This window comes from Bacteroidota bacterium (assembly GCA_016715945.1).
GTDB lineage: Bacteria > Bacteroidota > Bacteroidia > Bacteroidales > F082 > JALNZU01.
Window position 1 is genome coordinate 480010 of sequence record JADJXJ010000003.1, and the last position, 25478, is coordinate 505487.

Sequence of the window (25478 nt, forward strand, 5' to 3'; positions counted from 1 at the left end):
CACTATGTCAGTTTATTGCCTGAGCAATCGCTCGATGTGACCAGCCAGCACAGTGCGAAATTCTGCCGGTTTGGAACGCGCGAGCGAAAAACCTTCGCGGGTGAGGTCAACGCTTGGTTTGCTTTCGCCAGCCTTCACCAGATAGAGCCCCGATCCCCATGCCTGAAGTTGCTCGGCAATGGCCTGGTTCTCCTTTAAGTCCACATTAACAATGTGAAGCACAATTTCACCCTTGTTCATTTTGTCTTTGAACATGGTGTTCAGGGTCTCGGTGGTTTCTTTTTCGATGGCTCTGCAACCCGGACAGCGATTGGTAGCATGGGTGTAATATACCTCCAGCCGTGGTTTGCTGTTTTTCTGTGCAACTGTTTGTGCCTCAACGTACAACGCGCTGCAAACCAGCAAAACTAAAACAATCTGCTTTTTCATGGTTTTGGACTGTTTGTTCTGATTATTTCAGCCAATTAAATCTTTCAGTTCGTCGTACGAAGGTAACCTTCCGCTAAGCACAACTTTTTCGTTGACTACCAGTCCGGGCGTGCGCATAATGCCGTAGGCCATGATATCGACAATATCTTCGACCTTTGAAATATCGGCATCTAACTGATTTTCTTTTACATACTCGCGCACCCTTTGCTCAAGGGCTTTGCATTTGGCACAGCCGGTGCCAAGGATTTTTATGCTTTTCATAGGATTATGGATTGGGGTCGTTGTTTTCGGAGAACAGCTGAGAGAATAGCATTCGGGCCTCTTCCCAGTTTTCACGGTTCAGGCAATACCTGATGCGAGGAGGCAAAATTTCGCCTTTGATCAGCCCGGCATCTTTGAGTTCGCTCAGATGCTGCGAGATGGTCGAGCGGGCAATAGGCAGATCGTTGGCCAGGTCGCCACTGTAGCAGCAATGTTGTCCCGAAAGCAGTTCAACAATCATCACCCGTGCCGGATGTCCGAGTGCCCTCGCATACCGGGCCAGCTGCAATTGTTTTGAAGTATAAACTGTTGAATCAGCGCTCATTTCGTGTTTCGTAAAAATACGAAACAAATGTAGCTGGCACATCAGAACCCGGCAAGGATTCGCAAGGCTTTTTTATGCGAATAGTAGAATTTAGAGCAATTCTAAACTACTTCACGATGCTGTGCGTACGAAGCAACCGTGCGGACGTGCCGTGGATTGGAGGTTAATCCGTATTGTTTTCAGCGTCGCTGAAGTAGTCCTTCTTTTCCGAATGGCGCTTCGATCGGTCGTTCATATCCGAGTAATATCGCTCCATAGCCTTCCTTTTCCTGTTCAGCAGATCGTCCATTCCTTTGGTACTGGCGTCGAAATTGATGGCGTTCACAATGTTGATCGTCAAAGCCACCCGTTCAGCATCCTGGTTTGCTCCCATGTAGGTAATCGTCCAGCCCTTTTGCCGAAGCCTTTCGATGAGTGCCGCAATGCTTTGTCGGTTGAATTCTTTGGAGGCGTTTTCCATTCCGTCGGTGATCACAGATACCAGCACGGCAATGTCATTTTCCTTAATGAGGGCATTTTCGAGCTTTGTCAGGCTTTGGCCCAGTGCATCATAGAGCGGAGTCATGGCATCGGGCTGGTAGCTGTGATGATCAAGTTTGCGGATTTTTTCCGTAGGCATACGGTCGAGATGGGTATGAATACGGGATGAGTTGAAACTCACAAAGCTTACATAGTGTTGTTGACCCGGATTGTCCTTTTCTGCCTTGAGGATGGTGTCGATCAGCTCGTTGAAGGTGCTGATGGTTTCTTCCTTGATGGATTGCATCGAGCCGCTTTCGTCGAGTACAATCAGGTTGAAAACTTTTACTGTGGTTGAATTTTGCATGCCTGGGTTATTTTGGTTTGGGAGGGCAAAACTATTCACACTCTGCGTCAAAACATGTCGCTGACACAATAGTTTTGTGCTCCTGTTGAGCGGCTTACCCAAGCCTGGGGAAAACTAAAGGGCTGAACGGTTATTTTTTCTTGCCGTTCTTTTTCAGGTCGTTGATGATAAACTCCTCAATGGCCATGGTCATGGAGGGGCTGTTTTTGGTTGGGGCCGGAATGTGAAGTTCGAAACCGGCCTCCTTCACTGCATCGCAGGTGCTTTGGCCAAAGGCTCCGAAGAGCAGGTTGCCCTGTTTGAATTTAGGGAAGTTTTGCTGAAGCGATTTGATGCCGGCAGGACTGAAAAACACCACCAGGTCATAATCTTCCAGCTTGATTTTGGAAAGGTCGGCGGCAACCGTACGATACATGACGGCCTTGTGAAAATTGATGGAGTTTTCTTCGAGCAGTTCCACCATGGTGTCCTTATGGATGTCGGAGCAAGGCAGGAGAAACTTCTCATCCTTGTGCTTACGAATCACGTCCATCAGGTCCTGAAAGCTCTGCTTGCCGTAGAAAATCTTTCTCTTGCGAAATTGCACGTATTTCTGGAGGTAATAAGCCGTGGAGTCCGAAATGCAGAAATATTTCATGGTTTCGGGCACTTCGAAGCGCATCTCTTTGGCAATGCGGAAGTAATGATCCACTGCGTTGCGGCTGGTCAGGATAACCGCCGAGTAGTCGCCCAGGTTCAGCCGCTCCTGCCTCAGCTCACGGGCAGGTACATCCTCGATCTTGATAAACTTGAAGAATTCGATTTGAAGGCCGTACTTTTTGGCCAACTCACCGTAAGGCGATTTCTCAAAATCTGTGGGTTTGGGTTGCGAAACCAGTACCTTTTTGATTCTCATCGGCTAAACCTCATCTTTTTTGTCGGTCCTACTGGTAAGGTGGGTCTTCGTAAAGAGTTCTTTATCAGGAAAATGCCTGGCCGGAAACCACGATACTCAGCGCCTTGATCAACAGAACCAGCGGAACGATTTCAAGGGTGCAAAGATAGAAAAATAAATAGTGTAAAGGGATGTGCCTTTCGGACAGTCCAATAGCAAAACTTCTTGCCAATCTGAACCCTTGCAACAGGGCGAGCAATACGCCAGAAGTGATGAGTGCTCCGGTGGAAGGCTTGTAAATTATCGACAACAGCACGGGGAAAAGCAGCAAGCTGATCAGGAAGCTGAACACAATCTGGTTCGAAAGATATCGCCTTCCGCTTTCGCGAAGCTGAAACATCCAGGCCAGAATAAGTATAGTTAGGTATTTGCCGTAAACCACAAAAGTGGTTATGGCCGAGAGGATGAGGATGTCAATGATCCATTTGTTGGTAAAAGAGATCGTCGATCCCAGAATTGTCGCCCCTGCGTAGATAAATATCGCAAAACCGATGGTATGCATCAGGCTGAAGAGCAGCGATAAAATGTTCATCGGGCTCCACTCGCGCAATAGCTGAAACATCCCCTTGTTGCTTAAGGCTGCTTTGAAAAACTGGGTAAACCGCCGGGGATAGGTGAGCCGGAAAAATACCATGAGGGCAAACGAAATCAGGACGATATTTCCAAGCCATTGTGAATATGGCGTTTGTGAGTCGTTGTTTCGTGGCACCACCACCAGGGCCGGACTTTGTTCGGTTTGTACTAGTTTGCCCACAGGCACGCGCTGCAAAGGAGGGTAAAGCTCCCATGAACCGTCGTTTCCATGAAGCAAAACTCCCGAAGTTGACACCAGACTTGTATCTGGTTTGAAGGCTTCAGCTATGGCTGTCACGAGCTGGATGGTATTTTGGCCGGCAAAATTAGTAATTTATATTGATTTTAGATTAGTGACGAAATAATTAACAAACTCATAATCAATATCATATAAAAATACTAATTTGTTAATTTGTTAACAAATACAGGCACTGTTTGGCAGGAAAGCGGTAATTTTGCACCGCCAAAACACACATTTCTGTTCAAACAAATACTCAACAACTCCCATACCATGGATTTCATCACACACATCCGCGAACGGGCAAAACTGGCCGGAAGGACAATTGTATTGCCTGAAGGATCGGAGGAACGCACTTTAAAAGCTGCCGACATCATTCTCGGGCAGCAGCTTGCCGACCTGATTATTCTGGGTTCGCCCGATTTCATTGCATCGTTTGCACAAAAGCATAACCTTCGACACCTGAAACAGGCACGGATCATTGATCCGCTCAATCACAGCCAGCAGGAATATTTCGCCGAAATGCTTTTTGAGCTGCGCAAATCAAAAGGCCTCAGCCGCGAGCAGGCTGCCGAACTGGTGAAGAACCCTCTGTATCTTGCTGTGCTGCTCATCAAGGATGGGCAGGCACATGGCGAGGTGGCCGGAGCTGCAAATACCACCGGCGATGTGCTTCGTCCTGCTTTTCAGATCATTAAAACACAACCCGGCATCAGTGCAGTTTCCGGTGCTTTCATCATGCTGGTTCCTGACAGGTCGTATGGCGAGAACGGCATGCTGGTATTTGCCGATTGTGCAGTGAATCCTGACCCGACGGCTGCCGAACTGGCCGAAATCGCCATCCTCTCGGCCGAAACAGCGCAAAGCATTGCCGGCATTGAGCCGCGTGTGGCCATGCTGAGTTTCAGCACAAAAGGCAGCGCCCGTCATCCGCGTGTGGATAAAGTGATTGAAGCCACCGAACTCGCACGTCAGTTAAATCCGAATCTCTCCATCGATGGTGAGCTGCAGGCCGATGCAGCCATCGTGGAATCCGTTGGGCGTTCCAAAGCCCCTGGCTCGGATATCGCAGGCAAGGCCAATGTGCTTGTTTTCCCTTCGCTCGAAACAGGAAATATTGCTTACAAACTGGTGCAACGTCTGGCTGGTGCCGAAGCCATAGGGCCTGTGCTTCAGGGACTTGCTGCGCCTATCAACGACCTCTCCCGGGGATGTTCGGTGGAGGATATCGTTAATCTTGTGGCTATCACTGCCAATCAACCCAATAAACAACTGCAAACAACATATTAAAAAATGAGTGAAAGTTTAGCCGATTTCAGTTTGGGCAAACGTCCCCAGCCTAAAGGCAGCATCCACAAAATCGGGGTGGTCGGTGCCGGTACAGTAGGTCAGGAAATTATCCGCACAGCCAGCGAATATGGCCTGGATGTGGTGTTTCTGGACCTGACCGAAGAGAAGGTAAATGAAGCCATCAAGCAAATAGGTGTGGCCCTGGATGAGGTGATCAACCACTGGGGGCTTACCCCCGGCGAAAAGCGTTCGATCCTGAGCCGGATCTCTGGCACAACCCAATACAAAGACCTGGCTGACTGCGATATCGTAATCGAGGCAATCAGTTCGAAAAAGAAAGGCACAAGCCTCGAAATCCGCCGCGAAATATTCCGGAACATTGAAGCCGTGGTCAGGCCTGATGCCATCATTGCAAGCAACATAGCCACCCTGATAATCAGCGACCTGAGCAGCGTACTCAAATATCCCGAGCGCGCCATTGGCCTGCATTTCATTTTGCCAATTAGCAAAACCAATATCGTCGAGGTTGTCAGGGCAACCAACACAAGCGATGAAGCCTATGCCATTGTAGAGCGTTTTGCCGGCATGATCAACAAAAAGGTCATCCGGCTGAACGAATCGCCTGGTAATATTGTGACCCGTATGTTGGTGGTAACCATCAACGAGGCCTGCGAGGTGCTCATGGAAGGAGTTGCATCGGTGAGCGACATTGACCTGGCCATGCGCGAATCTACCGGTTACCTGCTGGGGCCTTTCGAGATGGCCGACCGCATCGGACTGGACAAGGTGTTGCGCTACATGGAGAACTTATACCAGGAATATGGCGACAAAAAATACAAGCCCTCTCCCATCATAAAACGGCTTGTGCGAGCAGGATACCTGGGACGCCTCACCGGCCGCGGCTTCTACAATTACAAATCAGGTAAGCCGGTTGACCACACTGTGACTTGTGCTGTAATAAAATAACCATCTAATCAACACTTTACACTGATGAAGATCATTGTTCTGAACTGCGGAAGTTCATCCATAAAATATCAATTGTTCGAGATGCCCGGCCGCACGGTGCTGGCCAAGGGCATAGTGGACAAAATCGGGCTGAAAGGCGCTGCCATCAAGCACAAGCGCAATGATGGGGTGGAAGCAAAAATTGAAGGCGAAATCCTCGACCACCAGGCAGGTATCGAATACCTGCTGGGCGTTCTGATCAGCAAAAAGTACGGCTCGCTGGAAAGCCTGAGCGAGATCACCGCTGTAGGCCATCGTGTGGTGCATGCAGGCGAAAAGTTTAGCGGCAGTGTGCTTATTACCGACGAAGTTATTCAGGCACTCGAAGAATGCGTTGACCTTGCACCGCTGCACAACCCGCCAAACCTCAAGGGTATTTATGCCATGAAGGCGCTTCTGCCCGAGGTGTTGCAGGTAGGTGTGTTCGATACGGCATTTCATCAAACCATGCCACCCAAGGCCTATCTGTATGGATTACCCTATTCACTTTACGAGAAGTATAAGATTCGTCGCTACGGATTCCACGGTACCAGCCACAAATATGTGTCAAGACGTGCTTGCGAAATTCTGGGTGTCGACATCCACACCCAGCGCATCATCACCTGTCACCTTGGCAATGGTGCCTCGCTGGCAGCTATTGACAAAGGCCGTTCGGTGGATACAAGCATGGGTATGACCCCGCTCGAAGGGTTGGTGATGGGTACCCGCTGTGGCGATCTTGATGTCGGAGCGCTGCTTTATATTGCCGATAAGGAAGAAACCAGCATCCAGTACACCAGCACCCTGGTGAATAAATTTTCGGGCATGCTTGGCATCTCAGGTATATCGTCCGATATGCGCGATATCGAGATTGCCGCCGAGCAGGGCAACGAACGGGCTCGCCTGGCATTGGAAATCTATCAGTACAGGGTAAGAAAATATATTGGTGCCTATGCCGCTGCCATGGGTGGAGTCGACATCATCGTTTTCACCGGAGGTATTGGCGAAAATGACACCGTAACCCGCACCAGATCAGTCGAAGGGTTGGAATTTATGGGTGTGAAGATCGATGCAGAAAAGTCGATGAGCGTGCGTGGCAAAGAAGTTGAAATCAGCACCCCCGACTCAAAGGTCAGGGTGTTGGTTGTGCCCACCGACGAAGAATACATGATCGCTGCCGACACCTACGAAATCTACAGCAAGGTAGGCCAGAAGGTTCTCTGAAGCACTTGTTCGGATTGATATAAACCTGAGGACAGACACCAGACCTCAGGTTTTTTTATTGATAATTTTTCCCGGGTTTTATAACTTTGATGTCGTATGAAAGCTCAAGCCGGACGCAGCAACAAAGCTTCGCGTGTCACATTGGTCGGCATGTTGGTCAACATTGTGCTTACTGCCGGAAAGATATTTGCCGGGATTAGCGGACGCAGTGCTGCCATGCTGGCGGATGGTTTTCACAGCTTGTCGGACATCGTCACCGATCTTGTTGTGCTCACTTTTCTGCGTATCTCCGGGAAGGACAGCGACGACGGGCACCATTACGGCCATGGCAAATACGAAACCTTTGCCACCATGTTGATCAGTTTTGCACTCATGGTAGTGGGTGTAGCCATTTTTTGGGAATCGCTCGAAAAGGTTTTTGCTGCCATCGGAGGTCAGGTACTTGATGAACCCGGAAAGCTTGCCCTCTGGGCAGCGCTTGTAAGTATTCTTGTCAAGGAATGGCTGTTTCGCTGGACGCGCAAAGTGGGTCAAAATATTGAAAGTCATGCAGTAGTGGCCAATGCCTGGCATCACCGTTCCGATGCTTTGTCGTCCGTTGGCACTGCATTGGGTATTGGTGGAGCAATTTTTTTGGGCGAGGGATGGCGTGTGCTCGACCCGATTGCGGGCATGGTGGTGAGTGTGTTTATCGTCAAAGTTGCGTGGGACCTGGGCATACCCAGCGTGCGCGAATTGCTCGAGGCCTCGCTTCCGGCGCATGTTAACGACGAAATAGCTGCCTTGATAGGCGGACAACAAGGTGTGAAATCATTTCACCGGCTCAAGACCCGGAAGATTGGCAATGTACTGGCCATCGAGGTGCATGTGAAAGTAGATAAACATCTTTCGGTAGAAGCCTCGCACGAAATTGCCACGGCTGTCGAGCAGGCCCTGCGCCGGCGTTTTGGCCTCCAAACCCATGTGGGCGTGCACATTGAGCCCTACTACGGGAAGTAATCTGAAGCCGGTTCATCAAGCCCCGGCTGCTCTTTTCCCAAAATCCTGTACTTTTGGCCTCAAATCAAAACAACACCTATGAAACTTCTTGAAGGAAAAGTTGCCCTCATCACCGGCGGATCGAGGGGTATTGGCAAGGCCATAGCCATGCGTTTTGCTGCAAACGGAGCCGATGTGGCTTTTTCGGACCTGAACCGTGATGAACTGATGGAAAGCACCGAAAACGAGCTGCTGGCTATGGGTGTCAGGGCGAAAGGTTATGCCTCGAATGCTGCTTCAACTTCCGATAGCGAAAAACTTGCCGAGCAGGTGCTCGCCGATTTTGGCCGCATCGATATTCTTGTAAACAATGCCGGCATCACCCGCGATAACCTCCTGATGCGTATGAGCGAACAGGATTGGGATATTGTGATGGCTGTCAACCTCAAGTCGGTTTTCAACCTTACCAAGGCAGTTCAGCGCACTATGCTGAAGCAAAAAGGAGGTTCTATTATCAATATGAGTTCGGTGGTTGGTGTAAACGGCAATGCCGGTCAATCCAACTACAGCGCTTCGAAAGCCGGGATGATCGGTTTTACCAAATCCATTGCACAGGAACTTGGGAGCAGGGGCGTGCGTTGCAATGCCATTGCACCCGGTTTTATCGAAACCGAAATGACGCACAAACTTCCTGAAGACGTTCGCCAGCAATGGATCAGCACCATTCCCCTGCGCCGCAGCGGCAAGCCCGAAGATGTGGCCGATGTGGCTGTGTTCCTGGCTTCCGACCTCTCCTCTTATGTTACAGGGCAGGTCATCAGCGTGTGTGGCGGGATGAGTATGTGATTTACCTAAGCGCATGAAGTGCGCTCTTACAGCAAATAGATGATTCAGGACTTCCGGTTGCTCACCGAGCACTCCCTCTGGCTTGCCCCCGTGGCTTTGCTTGCCGGGCTGGGCTACGCCTTGTTGCTTTATTATGGAAAGGTTTCCACGCCTTTCTCCAGAAGGGCAACCGTCCTGCTGTTTCTGTTTCGTTTTCTTGTAGTCAGTCTCATAGCCGGATTGTTGCTCGGGCCTTTTTTCAGGCAAAGCCGGCGCACCATACAACAACCAAGGATAATTTTCCTGCACGACAATTCGGTTTCGGTGGCAGCAAACGACACAACGGGTGAATTTGCAGCGCGATATCAGTCACGCATCGGAGAGGTCGTTTCTTCGCTATCCAAAGGAATGCAGCCGGTACATTATGTGTTCGGAAGCAGGCTGGCCGACAATCGGATGCCCCGGTTCGAGGATGAACGCACCAACCTGGCTGAGGCGCTGACCCTTTTGCCCGGCTTGTTTTACCGCCAGAATGTAGGGGCGCTTGTGCTGCTATCGGATGGAATTCACAATGCCGGAATTGATCCGCTGTTGCCCGCCGGCAGGATGCCTTTCCCTGTATATACGGTTGGTTTGGGCGATACAAATACCTATCCTGACCTGGCGATAGCTGATGTGCGCTACAACAGGGTGGTGTGGAGCAATAGCGAGTTTCCGGTGGAGGTGTACGCACTGGCGCGCGATGCCGCAGGCTCGAAGGTGTCCATCAGCCTGCTCATGGACGGAAAGCTGATTGGTCGCGCGGAGGCACTTGTGGGTGCTGAGGGTTGGGAGCGTGCTTTCACTTTTCAGGTGCGTGAAGCCCCGTCAGGCCAACGTAGGTTCTTAGTCGAAATCACAGGGCTTGAAAATGAGCGTGTTACGTCTAATAACCGGAGGGAGTTTTTTGTTGAAGTGATGGGACAGAAACAGAGAATCCTGTTGCTGGCCGCCTCTCCCCATCCCGACCTGGGAGCCATTCAGGCTGCGGCATCCGACTATTATGAATTAGAAGTAGCTTATGCAAACGCCTGGAGCGGAATGTCAACAGTTCCTGACCTGCTCATCCTGCACGAATTACCGGTTCGTGGCGGCAATGCGGAACCATTGATTGCGCTGATACAGCAAAACCCCCGCTTGCCGGTGTGGTTTATCAATGGTCCACGCACCGATGAAGCTTCCTTCAACCGCATGCAGGAGGTTTATCGCATGCGGCCGTTTAGTCAGGATGCCCTTGCGGATGCATTTGCCTGGGCCGAAAAGACATTCGGCCTGTTCAGCATGGAAGAGGATAAAATGAATCGCATTCCCGGATTGCCTGCCCTGAATGCGCGCCTGTCCGACTGGGAGATTCTTGCGCCTGCTGTGCCGCTTTTCAGGCAACGGCTTCGCGGGGTGGAAACGGCATATCCATTATGGAGTTTTTATGAAAGCCCGGCACGCAGGATGGCATTTGTGACCGGCACCGGACTTTGGCGCTGGCGCCTGGCCGATTTTCAACGGAACGGGAACAATGATGCGGTGAATGATATCATTCGTAAAACAATCAATTACTTGATTATCAGGCCTGAAGAGCGAAGGTTGCGATTGTTCACCGAGAATGTTTTCTCGCGCAACGACGAAGTCAGTTTTCGTGCCGAGCTTTATAACCAGACCATGGAATTGGTGAACGAGCCTGAATTGCTGATGACAATAACCGGTCAGGACGTAAAGTTTGACTATGCTTTTTATCGGACCGAAAAATCGGATTACCGTCTGAATATCGGCCGACTTCCACCGGGCGATTATTCTTACCTTGCCCAAACTACCCTTGCGGGAGAGGTGTTGACACGCGAAGGCCGGTTCTCGGTAGCTTCGGAATCGCCCGAGCTGCGCAACCTTCAGGCCAATCATCGCCTGCTCCGGAGCATCTCGGCGCTCACCGGAGGAAAGTTTATCCATTTTGATCAGATTGATGAACTGGCTCAGCTACTTCGCAACGACAAACGCATTACCAGCACGGCGAGTTTCAGCCTGGATTTCAGCCCGGTGCTCGGGCAGCTATGGGCACTTGTGCTTCTGCTTGTGCTTCTCTCGGTAGAGTGGTTGCTGCGCAAGTATCTGGGTTCATATTAGAGCTTTGCCCGGAAAATAATTTCATGCTGTGGCACCAGAAAGGTACAACAGGCTGAATAAGGAAAGCAGGGCATAGGTAGAAGTCAACGACTCAGTAATTGCTGCTGTAGAAAAGGGCAGGTATCGTTTTCAGAATGATCTCCAGATCTTTCCATGGAGATGCAATCATGGCGTATTGGTTGTCGAGCGCAATGCGTTCCTCCTCCGACTGGTAGCGGTTTTTCTGAATCTGCCACAATCCTGTGATGCCGGCAGGGGCAAGAAAACGATAGGCATACTGATCAGTGGTGAGCTTTTCGGCTTCGTAAAGCGGCAAGGGACGATTGCCTACCACCGACATATCGCCTTTCAGCACATTGATAAACTGCGGCAACTCATCGAGATTGAACCTCCTCAGGAAGCGACCAACCCTGGTAATGCGGGGGTCGTCCTTTGCCTTGAAAAAAGTAACATTCTTTTTTGTCCGGCTTTTTAATGAAAAATACCAGTTTTCGCATATGGCATGCCCATCTATATAAAGTACAGGTGAACACGGACGGCCCAGGGCGGCACATTGCGGGCATTTGTCGGCCTCGGATGCGATGGCATCTTTCGACTTGCTGATCAGGTAAAGATTCATATCGGAGATCGAACTTAGCTGTTGGTCCGAACCCACGTACATCGACCTGAATTTCAGGAAATCAAACACATCGTACCCTGTGCCCACGCGTTTGGATTTATACAATACCGGACCTTTCGACTCGAGCTTGATGGCAAGTGCAATCAGAAGCATAAAAGGCGAAGCAAGGATAAGCACAATGGTGGAGAAAATGATATCGAACAATCGTTTTCCCCATCCGATGCGAAAATGAGCAAACGTCTCAGCCTGGTTGGTATCGAAATATTTTTTCATCTTCAGGATTCGGATTGCCTTACGCAAGGCCGGCGACAAATGTAACGATTAAAATAAAAGTTCCGTGCCAATGAATTGTTGAACCATCAACATATGATTGTGAATATTTTTTGGAGGCCGAATGTTTGGCCGGAACGAAAATCTGGTAATGATCTAAATGTTAATATATTGATAAACAATTTGGTATATGTTTCTTTGCAAATGCATTAGCATAGCCCAATCTTTGAAAGTGTTATATTTGCAAAAAAAATTATTCATCTGGATCAGACACCGGTTTACCGTTTTGCGCGTTTCCGTTGGCTATCCGTTAAAACACCCTTATGAAAGTAGGAAACAACAAAGTAGTATCGCTCGTTTATGAGCTGCGCGAAGATGATGCCAATGGCGATCTGATTCAGAAAGTTGAAAGCGACAGCCCTTTTGTTCACCTTTTTGGTGTCGGAACCCTTTTGCCGGCATTCGAAAAAGCGCTCGACGGCCTTCAGGCAGGCGACAATTTCAGTTTTAGCATTTCCGCAGCTGAATCATATGGCGAGCACAACCCGGAAATGATTTACTCACTCGAAAAAAGCATGTTCGAGATTGATGGTGAAATTGAGGAAGGCTTGCTCGAAATCGGCAACCAGATCACCATGCAGGATCAGGATGGCAATCCGGTGGATGGCATTGTGCTCGATGTGACTGATGATGCCGTAGTGATGGATTTCAATCACCCGCTAGCAGGAATGAATCTTCACTTTACCGGCACAATTCTCGAAGTACGCGAAGCCACTGCCGAGGAGCTTGCGCATGGTCACGTGCACGGCCCCCATGGCCACCATCATTGAGTTACGATAAGCTCTTTACCAAGTAAGAAAACAGCAGGCACCTTTCCTATGGAAGGCCTGCTGTTTTTCCACCAGCTCACAGGAAACCTGATAATTTTTTCCTGTGCCGAACCGATGGCTGCTGCCACACACAACAGGGTTGAAGGTTGGCAAACGGCAATCAGGTCATTCAGCAAAGCCTCGTTGCGAAAAGGTGTTTCGATGAATATCTGGGTCTGATTGGCCGTGTAAATTAGTTTTTCCATTTTACGTATGGCCTCCTTTCGCTGGCCTGAGGCTATGGGCAGGTAGCCGTGAAATGCAAACTGTTGCCCGTTGAATCCGGAGGCCATAAGTGCCTGGATAATGGATGATGGGCCGGATAAGGGTTTGATATTCAGCCTTAAGCGGTGGGCTTCAGCTACCACAAAACTTCCGGGGTCGGCCACGCAGGGCGAGCCGGCTTCGCTCAGCACAACAATATCTGAACCAGCTTTGGCCAGCTGCAGCATGGCTGTGGCTTCCGACATGTTGTCGTGTTTTCCCATCAGGGCAAATTTCAGCTCATCAATAGGTCTGTGGCCGGGAACTGCTGCAATCAACCGCCTGGCTGTTCGCAGGTCTTCCACAATAAAGTGCTGGCTTTGAGCAAGTATTTGCACAGAGGCAGCCGGCAGTTCGAGCAGGGCCTCCTGTCCTGTGTTTAAGGGCGAAGGCACAAGATAGACAGTTCCCTCAGCCATACCACGGTAGTTTATCGAGGTCCACATTTCCTCCGGATATGATGATCAATATTTTTTTTCCGAGGAAGAGGTCTTTGTGTCGCAGGGCCACGGCCACCGGCACAGCCGAGCTCGGCTCGATGATGATTTTCATACGTTCCCAGACGAGTTTCATGGAGGAGATAATCTCGTCGTCCTCCACTGTAAGCACATCGTGCAAGTGTTCCATAATGATGGGGAAGGTTCGGCTGCCCAGCGAGGTAAGCAGGCCGTCGGCAATAGTTTTTGGCGCCGTACTGGGAATCAGTGTTTTCGATTGGAATGAGCGCCAGGTGTCGTCGGCACCTTTAGGCTCGCAGGCTATGACCCTTGTTTGAGGTGAGAAATATTTGGCAGCCAGCAATGTGCCGCTAAGCAATCCGCCTCCGCCAACCGGACACAGGATGTAATCGGGCTTTGTGATTTCCTGCAGGGCCTCGACGGTGGCTGTCGCCTGGCCGGCAATGATGTCGTAATTGTTGTAGGGATGAATCTCGTGTGCCCCGGTTTGGGCAACCACCTCGCGCAGGGTTTGCTCCCTGGCGCTGAGTGTGGGTTCGCAAAACGTGATGAAGCCTCCATATTGTTGCACAGCAGCTATTTTGGCTGCGGGAGCGTTGTTTGGCATCACGATGTAGGCTTTGGTGCCTAATACCTTTGCTGCACGGGCAAGCGCTCCGGCATGGTTGCCGCTCGAATGGGTGGCCACACCTTTGCGCAATTGGTCTGCCGGCAGACTTAGTGTGGCGTGCAGGGCGCCACGCGATTTGAAAGCCCCCGCTTTCTGAAAGTTTTCGCACTTTAGCCAGAGTTCAGCGCCTGCAATTGCATTGAGCAGTGTTGAACTCAATACCGGGGTACGGTGAATGTATGGCCTGATGATGTTGTGCGCTTCGACAATATCGGCTGCAGTGGGCACATGATTAAGTTTCATCCTGAGATATGGGGTTTCGCATTTCGACGCATAAAAATAGCCCAAAAGCTCCTAACCGGAATGCGGCAAACAAAAAAGCCCGCCTTGAGCGACGGGCTGATGAGGCAGATTGCTATTGCTGAAGCTTTTTATCGATTTCTATCAGGTTGGATCTGAACCTTTTATCTGTTTCGTACAGGTTGGCCACTGTTTTGCAGGCATGCAATACGGTAGCGTGGTCTTTGTTGCCACAGTGCATGCCGATGGATGCGAGCGACGATTTGGTGTGTTTTTTCGAGAAGTACATAGCTACCTGCCTGGCCTGCACCACCTCACGTTTGCGGGTTTTGGAGTGCAGCTGTTCGACCGGCAGACCAAAATGGTCGCAGACAACTTTTTGGATGTAGTCGATCGAAAGTTCCTTCACCGTATTCTTGACAAACTTGTCGATCATTTGACGCGCCAGGTCGAGGGTGATGGCTTTTTTGTTGAGCGACGACTGTGCGATGAGCGAGATGAGTGCGCCTTCCATTTCGCGCACATTGGTGTTGATTGAGCGGGCCAGGTATTCAATAACTTCCTGGGGCAGCTCGATGCCGTCGTTGTAGGCTTTCTTTTTCAGGATTGCGATGCGGGTCTCATATTCCGGCGTCTGAAGGTCGGCAGCCAATCCCCACTTGAAACGCGACAACAGCCTTTGCTCCATGCCTTTGAGCTCCACTGGAGGTTTGTCGCTGGTGATCACCAGTTGCTTGCCTGATTGATGCAAGTGGTTGAAAATGTGGAAGAAAACATCCTGGGTTTTGTCTTTTCCGGCAAGAAACTGAATGTCGTCGATGATCAGCACATCGATCATCTGGTAGAAATGGACAAAGTCGTTCTGGTTTTTGTTGCGCGAAGCCTCAACAAACTGGTTGATAAATTGCTCGGTCTGCACATAAAGCACAGTTTTGTCGGGAAAATTGTTTTTGACGTGCAGGCCAATGGCATGACCCAGGTGGGTTTTACCCAGTCCGGTGGCACTGTAGATCAGCAGAGGGTTGAAGGCTGTCTTTCCGGGATTTTCGGCCACGGCATATCCGGCTGATCGCGCAAGCCGGTTGCATTCGCCCTCGATGAAATTGTCGAAACTAAACCGCTCAACAAGTTGCGATTCAACCTTGATCTTTTTCAGTCCCGGAATGATAAAGGGATTGGGAATTTCTTTCGAGTTGCCCTTACTCAGGTCGATGGGCATCGAAACATATGGGTTCTTGGTGGCATGGTGGTTGCTCGTGGGATAATTGACGGATATGGGCTGACCGTTGCCCTGATTGTTATCTACAATGATGCTGTACTCCAGCCTTGCATCAGGCCCGAGCTCTTTTCTGATGGTCTTTTTGAGCAACATGATGTAATGCTCTTCGAGCCATTCGTAGAAAAACTGGCTGGGTACCTGAATGGTGAGCACATTGTTTTCGAGCTTCACAGGTTTGATTGGTTCAAACCAGGTTTTAAAACTCTGTGCATGCACATTGTCTTTAATCACTTTCAGGCAATTTGCCCACACCTCAACATGCCTTTTACTCATAACCCTTTGAAAATCAACTTAATATGTTTAACGAGAAACAACCCTTACATTTGTTAAAAACGAACAGCGCTGAATATGACGGGCTTAGGTTGGCTAAGACCTGTGCTTTCGTTTTCAACAAAAATGTGTGAAAAAAAGTGAATAAAAAAGTTTTTTTAGGCTTGATTTTTTAAAAAAATAAGCTTGGTGGATCAACTTGGGTGAAATATTTTTGGCCGCTGAAATGGAAACCATTGATGGATGCGGTTTTCATGGCTTAGTTCACCTTTACCCCATAAATGGCGCTGAGCCTGGCAGCGAAATCTTTTGCGAAACTTTTTCGGATATGGCATTTAATGGTCAGTTGATCCGGACCGTATTCCAGGTTGGGGTTCACTTTCCATTCTTTGCAAATGCGCATCACCTCATTCAGGAGCGGATATGCAAAAGTTAAGGTAACAATCACATCTACAGTGCGTTGCTCCTTGGATGCGTTTTCAATGGCTGCTCTTGCAGCTTCCTTATAGGCTTGAATCAGGCCTGAGGTTCCGAGCTTTATGCCTCCGAACCACCTGATCACAACCACCAGTACATTTGTGATGCCGGCCGAGAGTATCTGATTCAGGATGGGTTTTCCGGCTGTGCCCGAAGGTTCGCCGTCGTCGCTTGCCCTGAAGTGAGTCCGTTCCGGGCCAAGCATCCAGGCATAACAATGATGCCGGGCGTCAAAATATTTTTTCCGGTAATGCTCCACCAAGGCCATCGCTTCTGCTTCGCTATCCACATGGTGGGAAAAAGCAAGAAACTTGCTGCCTTTCTCCTTGTAAAGCCCCTCGCCCACCCCGGTGAGGGTAGTGTAGATATCCGTATCGCCGCTCATCCGCCAGTGATCAGTATGATCGAAATTACTGCAAGTACCATCCCAACAAGCTGATGCTTACCCGGTTGATGCCTGAAGAAGACAAAGTCGGTCAGGGCTGCCAGCACCACAATACTGGCATTGACCACGGGAAAAAGTACCGATGCATCAAACTGAGTCATGCTTCGGAGCAAAAAATAAGTGGAGGCATAGTTGATGGTTCCAAGAAGGACTCCGGCCGGAATTAGGCCAGGATTGAAAGGCTGCCTGGCAACAAATGTATTGTACAACATTATGGTGGAGCCAATTATAAACGCTATTCCGAAAATGGCAGCCAGCATCAGGGAAATATCCACCGGGGTATGCTTTCGGATGGCCAGATTCATCAGCAGGTCGTTCATACCTGTGCCCAGCAACAAGGCGAGGGGCAGTGCGGCCTGTCGGAGACTAAAACCAATTCCGTTATCATTATTATATAAGGTGTAGTAAAAGGCCGGAAAAACGATGGCCAGACCGATCCAACGGCCCAATCCGGCTTGTTCGTGAAATATCAGGATGCCTCCGGCAACGGGAATGAGCACCGACATTCGGCTGGCAACTGCGGTAAGGGCAACGCCTGCCTTGCGCGATGATAGGGCAAAAAGGAAAAAAGTGCCTATGAACATCATGCCCAGAATGATGGCGATGCCTGTCCATTCGGGCCAGGCAGCCGGGAAATGCTCCAGCTTGCCCTTGCTGGTGCTCCAGCCCAGAAAAAATGCGACAAGGTAATTGGTTGTAATCACCTGAAGTGTGCTGGCTGATCCGGTTTTCAGCAAGCGAAAAAAAACCAGGATGGAAACCGAAAACAGTATACTTAAGGCCGCATCGAACATGATTGCGGCAAAGTTAAAAAGGAACACCACACGCAAGTGAGGAAAATTTGATCGGCGGCTGTAACAATACGCATGGTCAATCGTCACAGGAATGGAAACAATAAATTTCAAACAATGAAAAAGATTACAGCTACTTTTTTTCTTGCGGGATTACTTACCCTTCTTGCATCGGGTCTATTCGCACAAACCACAGGCAATGGCAAGGTGATTGCCGAAACCCATGATTTGCCCTACTTTAACGCGGTGGATGCCGGTGGTGCCATCAATCTGATTCTGGTTCAGGCTGATAAGAATAAGATCATCATCGAAACCGACGAAAACCTGATGCCATTGGTCAATTTCAAGGTAAGCAATGGCACCCTGAGGCTCACGACCAGCGGCATACGAAAAGCCACCCGGCTCGACATGACGGTGTTTTTCAATGAGATGAAGCTGATTGAGCTGAGCGGTGCGGTGAAAGCAAAGACAGAGGGCGATCTCACATCCGAGCATCTGACCATCAAGTGCAGCGGGGCCACCTCGGCAGAGTTGTCGGTTTCTGTTGTTAAGCTGGTTTCCAGTCTGTCGGGTGCATCAAAAATTACCTTGCTTGGGAGCGCTGATGAGCATAACATCGAGATGAGCGGCGCTTCGCGACTCATTGCAGGTGGGCTTCGGACAAGCTCGACCACAGTGAATGCCTCCGGGGCCTCGGACGCATTAATAGATGCCAGGGACTTTTTGAAAATCAATACATCCGGAGTTGCCAAAGTGCGTTATGACAAAGAGCCTGCGCGCATCGAACAAAAAGCGCAATCCGTTGCTGTGCCGGTGCCGCCGACAGCTCCGTCCAGGCCTTCAACAGATACAGTGAGCGTTACAGTGGGTAATGTCAAAGTCAGAGTAATTGATGGCGACTCGACTGTGGTGGAGTTGGGCGACCGCAAACTGGTTGTGAACGAAAAGGGTAATGTTTCGCTCAAGCGGACAAAGCGCAACAAGTTCAACGGCCACTGGAGCGGCCTGGAGCTTGGTCTCAACGGCTACCTTATTCCCGACTTCAGCCTCAACATGCCTTCGAGCTACCTCGACCTGCAGATGGAGAAAAGCATAGCGGTGAACCTGAATTTTTACGAGCAGAACATTCCCCTCAATAAAAGCCGCACCTTTGGTATTGTCAGCGGATTAGGCCTGACCTGGAACAATTACCGGTTTGACAACAATGTGATGCTGCGCAACGAAAACCGGGAGGTGAAGGGCTACTTCATTGAAGGGGTAGGCATGAACAAAAGCAAACTGGTGAACACCTATCTCACCGTTCCGGTCTATTTCGAATTGCAGACCAACACCTCCAGGCGCAAAGAGAAAGCCCACCTTGCCCTGGGTGTGGTTGGGGGCTGGAGGTTCAGCTCACACACCAAGCTGTTTTTTCTTGAAGCCAACAAGCCCTACAACCTGATTGATGAAAACGGACAACCTGTTCAGGGTACATGGGTAAGTCCGGGAGCCACGCGCCGCAACATTGTGAAAGACTACAACAGTTTCCAGCAAAATCCTTTTAAGCTTGATGCCAGCATTCGTGCCGGGTGGGGATTTGTCAACCTGTTTGCAAATTATTCACTGACACCCATGTTTATCAAAGATCGCGGGCCGGAGCTGTATCCATTTGCCGTAGGTCTCACCCTAACCAGTTTCTGAGGTGATACTCCTTAGGTTGATGCGGGCTGTGAGGCCCGTTTTTTTTGCAATGCTTTGCAAAAGAATGGTTTCGCATTTTGCCGTAAAAACGCCAAAGGTTTTCCGGTTTATTTATCTTTGGAAAACAAACATTTTTATTGGTATGAACCGCATCTTCACCTTCCTGCTTTTTCTGACGGCTTCGTTTTGTCTGCCACTGCACGCACAGCTCATCACCGCCGTACCTCCTTTCCCTACCGACCAGCAACAGGTGGTCATTACCTTTAATGCTGCCGAAGGCAACCGGGGTTTACTCAACTACACAGGCGATGTGTATGCCCATACGGGTGTAATTACGAACCTAAGCACCAGTGGCTCCGACTGGAAATATGTGGTGGCCAACTGGGGAGTTAATATCCCAAAGGCCAAAATGACACGCGACGCAAACAATCCCAACCTCTATCACCTGACCATCGGCCCGAGCATCCGTGCGTATTACGGGGTGCCAGCTTCCGAAACCATCCTCAAAATGGCATTTGTGTTTCGCAGCGCCACACAGGTGAATGGTACCTGGCTCGAAGGCAAAACTGCTACCGGAGGTGACATCTTTTACGATGTGTCGCAGGGCGGACTCAATGTGTCCATCATTCAACCTGATCAAAAGCAACTCCTTGTGGAACCCGGACAGCAGGTGCCAATTCAGGTTGCAAGTTCTGGTGCCGATTCAACTGCATTGTATGTGAATCAGATAAGGGTAGCGGGCACCACTTCAGCTACGCTTAATTACACCCTGGTAGCCAATCAGTCGGGCGCCCAGCGCGTCAAGGCCTTTGCTTATGGCAACGGACAGACACTGACCGACTCGCTTTTGGTTTTCGTGCGTCCGCCCCTGATGACACAGGCCTTGCCCGAAGGTGTGGTGGATGGTATCAACTATCTGAGCGACAATGCCGTTACCCTCGTGCTTCACGCGCCATTCAAGAACCACGTTTTTGTCATCGGCGATTTTAACAACTGGGAGTTCAACGAGGCCGGCTATATGAAACGCACTCCCGATGGCTCGCGCTACTGGACAACAATCACCAATCTTCAGCCCAACACAGAATATGCATACCAGTATCTTGTGGATGGCAACCTTAGGATTGCTGATCCTTATACCGAAAAAGTGCTCGACCCCTGGAACGATCAATACATCCCGGCCAGCACTTATCCCAACCTAAAGCCCTATCCTGCAGGCAAAACCACAGGTATTGTATCGGTTTTGCACCCCGGTGCGCCACAATACCAATGGGAAGTTGTAAACTTTGTGCCTCCGGCACCCGAGGATCTGGTGATTTACGAGCTGCACATCCGCGATTTTGTGGCTACCCGCGATATCAAGACGGTGATCGACACATTGGATTACCTGGTAAGGCTGGGCGTGAATGCCATTGAGCTCATGCCTATCAATGAGTTTGAAGGCAACGACTCGTGGGGCTATAATCCCTCTTTCTATTTTGCTGCCGACAAAGCCTATGGCACAAAAAACGATTACAAACGTTTTATTGACGAATGCCACAAAAGGGGTATTGCTGTTTTAATCGATATGGTATTCAATCACTCTTTCAGCCAATCGCCGCTTGTGCAGCTTTATTACAACAGTGCCACAGGTCAGGTTACGCCCGAAAATCCCTGGTACAACGTAAGTTGTCCGCATCCTCCATATTGCTGGGGTTTCGATTTCAACCACGAAAGTCCGCATACCCGGGCATTTATCGACCGCGTCAATAGCTACTGGATCAACGAATACAAGGTGGACGGCTTCCGCTTCGACTTTACCAAAGGCTTCACCAATCGTCCCGGGATGAACGACAGCTACGACAATACCCGGATTGCCAATCTTAAGCGTATGGCCGACCAGATCTGGGCTGTGCGGCCAAATACTTATGTGATTCTCGAGCATTTTGCCCCCAACAACGAGGAACGCGAGCTGGCTGCTTACGGAATGCTCATCTGGGGCAATATGAACCATGCTTATGCACAATCGACCATGGGCTATGTGGATGGTTCTAACTTCTCGGGTGTGAGCTGGAAATCAAGAGGTTGGAATCATCCACACCTGGTAGGTTACATGGAAAGCCACGACGAAGAAAGGCAAATGTTCAAGAACCTCACCTATGGCAATACTTCCAATGCAGGTCACAATGTGAAATCACTGCCTGTTGCCGTCAAGCGTTCTGCAGCAGCAGCTTCTATGTTTCTGCTTGTTCCCGGCCCGAAAATGATCTGGCAATTTGGTGAGCTGGGCTATGATGTGTCCATTGATGTGCCATGCCGGGTATGTCCCAAGCCTATACGCTGGGAATATCAGCAGAACTGGGACCGCAGGTTATTATTCAATTACTATAAAAGTCTGATCGAGCTTCGCAAATCGCACCCCGTTTTCAGCACAACCGACTTTACCATCACCGCCAGTACCCTGCAAAAAAATCTGACCCTGTTCCATCCGGATATGTCGGTTTCGGTTGTGGCCAATTTTGATGTGCAGCCGCGTGCGGTGAATCCTCAGTTCTATTTTGCCGGTAAATGGTATGATTACTTCACAGGCGATTCCATTCAGGTAGTCAATACCGGTGACCCAATTCAACTAGGTCCCGGCGAATTCAAGGTCTTTACCAGCAAAAGATTGGCCCGGCCCGCATTTGTCGGACTCGACGAAACCACTTACAGTCCGGTGATTGATCTGCGCATTTCGCCCAACCCATTTGACAATCAGATTAATTTGTTGCTCAATCTGGCCACGGGTTCAAGGGTGCGCATCGAACTGGTCAACCTTTTCGGCCAGGTTGTCGAGCAACTTTACGAAGGGCAGCTGCAGGCTGGAAGTCATCCCCTCAGGCTTACTTCCACAGCACGTATCAGTTCAGGGAAGTATTTTTTGAGAATCGATACTGGAAATTCCTACGTGACGCGAAAGATTGTAAAGCAATAAACTGCCTAAGCCGGCCTTCGGGCCGGTTTTTTTATGGCAACACCGGGGTGGCGTTAAGGTTCTGAATGCAGATATCAGAAGCTGTAATCACTGTGTCGGGAGCTACGGCCCGGTAGCTGACGCGAATGCTTCCGGCTTTTACCGTGCCCGTGGCGCCTGCCAAAACACTGTCTTCAGGGCCGAGAGCGACAGTAATTGTGGCAGGCAACTCAGGTGACAGAACAATCACCTTGCCGTCGGGTCCGTAGTAAAACCACTGACTTACAGCATGTTCGCCCGTGCTGCTGAGCTCATAGGTTACAACCAGCTGATCAAGGGTGTTGATGTGCAAAGCGGTTTTAACCCGACAATCCATAGGAGCGATCACCGGCTCATCGGCACAGGATAGGATGCCCAATGCAAGACAGCATAGCACAAGGAAGCGTCCTGCATTCATTGGCTTTCGAACTGGCTCATGAACTGCTGTTTATCAACGATATACCTGACATGCGTGCCATGCCCGGCTATGGATTCGCCTTCCCATACCGAAACATCGAAAACGATCTTTCGGCCAAGGACTTCAATGACACGGCTCTCGCAAAACAATTTTTTGCCAACCGGGCTGGCTTTCAGGTGGCGGATATTGATGGAAGCGCCCACGCTGGTCAGGTGTGGTGGCAAATAATCGTTGATGCTTTGCAAGGCGGTATTCTCCATCATGGCCACCATGGCCGGAGTGGCAAAAACCTCAACAAGCCCTGAGCCGTAGGTTGCCGCAGTTTTGTCGGGAGTTACAATCAGCTCAGTTTTGCCCCGAAGGCCCAGCGGGATGGCAATTTCATTGCTCATGACCGGTATTTGTGAAATGGAGGTGAACTATTTGTTTTGTATCAGGATGCAGGCTTAGGGCCACCGGGCAGGTGCGCGAAGCCAGCTCCAGCAGTTTTTTCTGTTTTTCGGTATATTCCTCTGGCGGAAAGTAAATTTGGATATGGATCTCTGCAATCCGGCGAGGACCCGATCCCATAATTTTTTGTACTTCCGCGCGGGCACCTTCAATCCTGAAACCATGTTCGCGGGCCGAAATACCCATGATGGTCAGCATGCACGACGCCAGCGCCGACGACACCAGATCGGTAGGAGAGAAATATGCCCCTCGTCCCTGATTGTCCACAGGGGCATCCGTAACCACCTCGCTGCCTGAGCGCAGGTGCGTCATTACCGTGCGCAGGTCGCCCAGATATTCAACAGTAAAATCTGCCATTTTTTGCACCAAATTTATAATTTTTGGGTTGTGGTTTAGCTGCATCAAAGCCGAACTTTCATTTCTGCTTAAAAATAAAAAAGCCCTCCGACTCGCATCGGAAGGCCCAAACCAAATTAAAACAAAACGTTAGGTGGAGAGTATCTTCAGGAGGATTATTTCTTCTCCTCTTTGCACTCGGTTTTCTTGCTGCAGCACTCTTTCTTTGCAGTGCGCTCGCTCTTCTTTGGTTCTTCTTTCTTGGGCTCGTTGTCCTGACGTACCATTTCAACAACACTGCCGGAGGCGATCACCTGGTTAACAGGAAGGGCAAAAGCAACAAAGGCTGCAAACGAAAGTACAATAGCTAATTTTTTCATGGGTCTTAAGGTTTTGTATTATTGCTGGCCAAAGATAGAAGCAAAAAAGTTTCGTGAACCGTTAAGGCGCTGTTAATGTCTCTTAACAAGATGTTAAATAGCTATTGGATTCAGATATGTCCCTAGCCTGAGTTTAAATTTTGTAAGCCTCTAATGCTGTGCTGGTAAGCTTTTTCATGGTTTTAAAAGATGTTTTTCTTTCCTGAAAGAAATGTGCTTGTGACGCAATGGGTTGATTGCTAATTTAGTGCTTTATTTGGGGCATGAATAATCATAGGTTTAATCTGCTGACTTACCTGGCTGCCGTGGGTTTTCTGGGTATTTTGCTCACTCAGGCATACCTGGTTTACAACGGGTTGGCTTTGCGGAAAGAGCTCTTCAACCGCGGTATGGAGCTTGCCCTTCAATCGGCACTGAACAAGGTGGCTGAAATGCAGGTGGAGAAAAAAATCAGGTGTATTGAGTCGGGCGGGAGCTGCAGTGATATGTTCAACACCATTGAGGCTGCCATTCCTCCCGGCATGATTGATTCGCTCCTTGCCCGGGAAATGCAACAGTTTGAATTCGTAGGTGCCTACTATTATGCTGTATTCAACCGAGCGAACCGGCAGTTTGCCATGGGAAATTATATGGGCTTTGAGGAAAGGATCGTCAATAGCAGCTATCAGGTAAGCCTGAGGCCTGTTTATGGCAGGGGCGATTATGTGCTGTCGGTATATGTTGCCGAACCGGAGCTGTGGCGGATGAGGAGGTTGGTTTTTTGGGTAGGGCTGTCGGTTGTATTTCTGTTTTTATTGTTGTTTTCTTTTTGGTCCACTGTGCGTATTGCCCGCAGGCAGAAACGCCTTTCCCGCGTTAAAGCCGACTTTATCAACAACATGACGCACGAGCTCAAAACGCCTATTGCCTCCATCAGCCTTGCAGCCGAAATGCTTTCGAAGCCGGTGGTTGTGCAGGACAGCGAAAAAATCCTTCGTTATGCCTCTGTTTTGAAAAGCGAAAGTGTTCGGTTGCAGACATTGGTGGATCACGTGTTGATGAGTGCCATGCTCGAGGAGAGCAAAGTGAGGCTCAATCTGCAGCAAGGCAGCCTGCAGCAACTTGTGGAACAAGTGTTGCCGGCATTCAGCCAACGTATAACCGAACTCAACGGAACGATTGAATTGGAATTGGCACCAGAGTTGCCCATGTTGAATTTCGACAAATTGCACATGGCCAATGTGTTGAGCAATCTGCTCGACAATGCCATAAAATACAGCAGGGGTGCCCCGACAATAAAACTGAGCCTGGGGCAATCAGGTCAGCATCAGGTGATATCTGTGGCAGATAAAGGCATGGGCATCCCACCCGAGGAAATAGACCTGATTTTCAAAAACCTTTACAGGTCGCACACAGGCAACCTGCATGATGTAAAAGGTTTCGGAATAGGACTTTTCTATGTCAAAAAGATTGTAGAACTTCACGGCGGAAAAATTACCGTTGAGAGCCACCCTGGTCAGGGTTCGGTTTTCAGGGTTTTTATGCCGGCCAAAACAATGCAAATAACGTCATGA

Annotated in this window: 26 protein-coding genes; 10 read left to right on the forward strand and 16 right to left on the reverse strand. The window is 49.7% G+C overall.

The window, feature by feature from the left end; all coding sequences use genetic code 11:
- Nucleotides 1-12: 12 nt before the first annotated feature.
- The 6 genes from IPM52_12295 to IPM52_12320 all read right to left on the reverse strand — a co-directional run bounded on the left by IPM52_12295 (nucleotide 13) and on the right by IPM52_12320 (nucleotide 3646).
- Entirely contained in the window at nucleotides 13-429 is a 417-nt protein-coding gene (locus IPM52_12295) for a hypothetical protein (protein MBK9292388.1), read from the reverse strand.
- Between the two features lie 27 nt (nucleotides 430-456).
- Entirely contained in the window at nucleotides 457-690 is a 234-nt protein-coding gene (locus IPM52_12300; protein MBK9292389.1) for a TM0996/MTH895 family glutaredoxin-like protein, read from the reverse strand.
- Nucleotides 691-694: 4 nt separating this feature from the next.
- Nucleotides 695-1015, reverse strand: coding sequence for a winged helix-turn-helix transcriptional regulator (locus IPM52_12305; GenBank protein ID MBK9292390.1), 321 nt, complete (start codon nucleotides 1013-1015; stop codon nucleotides 695-697).
- A gap of 163 nt (nucleotides 1016-1178) precedes the next feature.
- Nucleotides 1179-1841 carry a VWA domain-containing protein gene (locus IPM52_12310; protein ID MBK9292391.1) on the reverse strand — a complete coding sequence of 221 codons (663 nt, stop codon included), beginning with the start codon at nucleotides 1839-1841 and terminating at the stop codon, nucleotides 1179-1181.
- Nucleotides 1842-1971: 130 nt separating this feature from the next.
- Complete coding sequence (locus tag IPM52_12315; GenBank protein MBK9292392.1) at nucleotides 1972-2736, reverse strand: uroporphyrinogen-III synthase; 765 nt, start codon at nucleotides 2734-2736, stop codon at nucleotides 1972-1974.
- 64 nt (nucleotides 2737-2800) lie between these two features.
- Nucleotides 2801-3646 (reverse strand): DUF4271 domain-containing protein, encoded by an 846-nt coding sequence (locus IPM52_12320; GenBank protein ID MBK9292393.1) that lies wholly within the window; start codon nucleotides 3644-3646, stop codon nucleotides 2801-2803.
- Nucleotides 3647-3859: 213 nt separating this feature from the next.
- Here IPM52_12320 and pta point away from each other — a divergent pair, with 213 nt between their 5' ends.
- The 6 genes from pta to IPM52_12350 all read left to right on the forward strand — a co-directional run bounded on the left by pta (nucleotide 3860) and on the right by IPM52_12350 (nucleotide 11041).
- The gene (pta, locus tag IPM52_12325) at nucleotides 3860-4876 is read left to right on the forward strand and encodes a phosphate acetyltransferase (GenBank protein ID MBK9292394.1); all 1017 of its coding nucleotides are present in this window, start codon (nucleotides 3860-3862) and stop codon (nucleotides 4874-4876) included.
- A 3-nt stretch (nucleotides 4877-4879) separates the two neighbouring features.
- Nucleotides 4880-5842, forward strand: coding sequence for a 3-hydroxyacyl-CoA dehydrogenase family protein (locus tag IPM52_12330; protein ID MBK9292395.1), 963 nt, complete (start codon nucleotides 4880-4882; stop codon nucleotides 5840-5842).
- Between the two features lie 21 nt (nucleotides 5843-5863).
- The gene (locus IPM52_12335; GenBank protein ID MBK9292396.1) at nucleotides 5864-7084 is read left to right on the forward strand and encodes an acetate kinase; all 1221 of its coding nucleotides are present in this window, start codon (nucleotides 5864-5866) and stop codon (nucleotides 7082-7084) included.
- A gap of 96 nt (nucleotides 7085-7180) precedes the next feature.
- Nucleotides 7181-8083: a cation transporter gene (locus tag IPM52_12340; GenBank protein MBK9292397.1), complete on the forward strand. Its 903-nt coding sequence runs from the start codon at nucleotides 7181-7183 to the stop codon at nucleotides 8081-8083.
- 78 nt (nucleotides 8084-8161) lie between these two features.
- A complete protein-coding gene (fabG, locus tag IPM52_12345) occupies nucleotides 8162-8908 on the forward strand; it encodes a 3-oxoacyl-[acyl-carrier-protein] reductase (GenBank protein MBK9292398.1) in 747 nt (248 codons plus the stop codon).
- A 39-nt stretch (nucleotides 8909-8947) separates the two neighbouring features.
- Nucleotides 8948-11041: a hypothetical protein gene (locus tag IPM52_12350; GenBank protein MBK9292399.1), complete on the forward strand. Its 2094-nt coding sequence runs from the start codon at nucleotides 8948-8950 to the stop codon at nucleotides 11039-11041.
- A gap of 91 nt (nucleotides 11042-11132) precedes the next feature.
- Here IPM52_12350 and IPM52_12355 read toward each other — a convergent pair whose 3' ends face one another.
- Entirely contained in the window at nucleotides 11133-11933 is an 801-nt protein-coding gene (locus IPM52_12355) for a sugar transferase (protein ID MBK9292400.1), read from the reverse strand.
- A gap of 320 nt (nucleotides 11934-12253) precedes the next feature.
- On the opposite strand from IPM52_12355, the gene IPM52_12360 reads away from it, so the two are divergent.
- Nucleotides 12254-12760 carry a peptidylprolyl isomerase gene (locus tag IPM52_12360; protein MBK9292401.1) on the forward strand — a complete coding sequence of 169 codons (507 nt, stop codon included), beginning with the start codon at nucleotides 12254-12256 and terminating at the stop codon, nucleotides 12758-12760.
- Here IPM52_12360 and IPM52_12365 read toward each other — a convergent pair.
- The 5 genes from IPM52_12365 to IPM52_12385 all read right to left on the reverse strand — a co-directional run bounded on the left by IPM52_12365 (nucleotide 12754) and on the right by IPM52_12385 (nucleotide 17732).
- A complete protein-coding gene (locus IPM52_12365; GenBank protein ID MBK9292402.1) occupies nucleotides 12754-13509 on the reverse strand; it encodes an SAM-dependent methyltransferase in 756 nt (251 codons plus the stop codon). The genes IPM52_12360 and IPM52_12365 overlap by 7 nt on opposite strands.
- Nucleotides 13475-14434, reverse strand: a complete 960-nt coding sequence (locus IPM52_12370) for a pyridoxal-phosphate dependent enzyme (GenBank protein ID MBK9292403.1) — start codon at nucleotides 14432-14434, stop codon at nucleotides 13475-13477. The genes IPM52_12365 and IPM52_12370 overlap by 35 nt, the downstream gene beginning before the upstream one ends.
- A gap of 112 nt (nucleotides 14435-14546) precedes the next feature.
- A complete protein-coding gene (dnaA, locus tag IPM52_12375; protein ID MBK9292404.1) occupies nucleotides 14547-15983 on the reverse strand; it encodes a chromosomal replication initiator protein DnaA in 1437 nt (478 codons plus the stop codon).
- A gap of 256 nt (nucleotides 15984-16239) precedes the next feature.
- On the reverse strand, nucleotides 16240-16842 hold the full coding sequence (locus IPM52_12380) for a YigZ family protein (protein ID MBK9292405.1): 603 nt from the start codon (nucleotides 16840-16842) through the stop codon (nucleotides 16240-16242).
- Nucleotides 16839-17732, reverse strand: coding sequence for a DMT family transporter (locus IPM52_12385; protein ID MBK9292406.1), 894 nt, complete (start codon nucleotides 17730-17732; stop codon nucleotides 16839-16841). The genes IPM52_12380 and IPM52_12385 overlap by 4 nt, the downstream gene beginning before the upstream one ends.
- Nucleotides 17733-17810: 78 nt before the next feature.
- Between IPM52_12385 and IPM52_12390 the strand changes: the two genes are divergently transcribed.
- Nucleotides 17811-19373, forward strand: a complete 1563-nt coding sequence (locus IPM52_12390) for a DUF2807 domain-containing protein (GenBank protein MBK9292407.1) — start codon at nucleotides 17811-17813, stop codon at nucleotides 19371-19373.
- A gap of 142 nt (nucleotides 19374-19515) precedes the next feature.
- Complete coding sequence (locus IPM52_12395; protein ID MBK9292408.1) at nucleotides 19516-22323, forward strand: T9SS type A sorting domain-containing protein; 2808 nt, start codon at nucleotides 19516-19518, stop codon at nucleotides 22321-22323.
- Between the two features lie 31 nt (nucleotides 22324-22354).
- Here IPM52_12395 and IPM52_12400 read toward each other — a convergent pair whose 3' ends face one another.
- The 4 genes from IPM52_12400 to IPM52_12415 all read right to left on the reverse strand — a co-directional run bounded on the left by IPM52_12400 (nucleotide 22355) and on the right by IPM52_12415 (nucleotide 23925).
- Complete coding sequence (locus tag IPM52_12400) at nucleotides 22355-22654, reverse strand: hypothetical protein (GenBank protein MBK9292409.1); 300 nt, start codon at nucleotides 22652-22654, stop codon at nucleotides 22355-22357.
- A gap of 101 nt (nucleotides 22655-22755) precedes the next feature.
- Nucleotides 22756-23151: a thioesterase family protein gene (locus IPM52_12405; protein MBK9292410.1), complete on the reverse strand. Its 396-nt coding sequence runs from the start codon at nucleotides 23149-23151 to the stop codon at nucleotides 22756-22758.
- Complete coding sequence (locus IPM52_12410; GenBank protein MBK9292411.1) at nucleotides 23141-23566, reverse strand: OsmC family protein; 426 nt, start codon at nucleotides 23564-23566, stop codon at nucleotides 23141-23143. The genes IPM52_12405 and IPM52_12410 overlap by 11 nt, the downstream gene beginning before the upstream one ends.
- Before the next feature lie 155 nt (nucleotides 23567-23721).
- Nucleotides 23722-23925, reverse strand: coding sequence for a hypothetical protein (locus tag IPM52_12415; GenBank protein ID MBK9292412.1), 204 nt, complete (start codon nucleotides 23923-23925; stop codon nucleotides 23722-23724).
- A 263-nt stretch (nucleotides 23926-24188) separates the two neighbouring features.
- On the opposite strand from IPM52_12415, the gene IPM52_12420 reads away from it, so the two are divergent.
- Nucleotides 24189-25478 carry a HAMP domain-containing histidine kinase gene (locus tag IPM52_12420; GenBank protein ID MBK9292413.1) on the forward strand — a complete coding sequence of 430 codons (1290 nt, stop codon included), beginning with the start codon at nucleotides 24189-24191 and terminating at the stop codon, nucleotides 25476-25478.